At 59.9% G+C, this 377-nt stretch carries 1 protein-coding gene; it reads right to left on the reverse strand.

What is annotated here, in order from left to right; all coding sequences use genetic code 11:
* On the reverse strand, positions 1-156 hold a 156-nt coding region (locus ASG00_RS17635; RefSeq protein WP_235559420.1), incomplete at its 3' end, for a DUF5131 family protein.
* Positions 157-377: the final 221 nt, after the last annotated feature.

Genomic DNA, 377 nt, shown 5'->3' on the forward strand with positions numbered 1-377 from the left:
GTTCCCGTCGTTCTGGTACTTCTCCGCGCCCATGGCCTTCAACCGCTTCGCGAGCGTGAGGGCGTAACAGTGGTCGCAGCCCGGCGATACGCGGTCGCACCCCGTGGTCGGGTTCCAGGTGACCTCGGTCCACTCGATGCCTGTCTTCCTTGGCATGTCGGTACGACCTTTCCGTTACGAGATCTGCGTTACGTGATATTCGTAGTCTATGGACACGGAGCCATCCCGGGAAGCACTGCGGCGCGTGTCACGTGCCGCCTTCGGGCAGAGTCATCGGTTGGAACTCATGCTTGAGATCGCTGACCTTGCAGATGGAATCTTCACGTTGACGGTCAAGTCCCGTGGTGTGGTGTCACTTCGGTTGTTTCCGGTGGTGG

The sequence above is a fragment of the Microbacterium sp. Leaf351 genome, assembly GCF_001423825.1.
In the GTDB taxonomy this organism is placed as follows: Bacteria; Actinomycetota; Actinomycetes; order Actinomycetales; family Microbacteriaceae; genus Microbacterium; species Microbacterium ginsengisoli.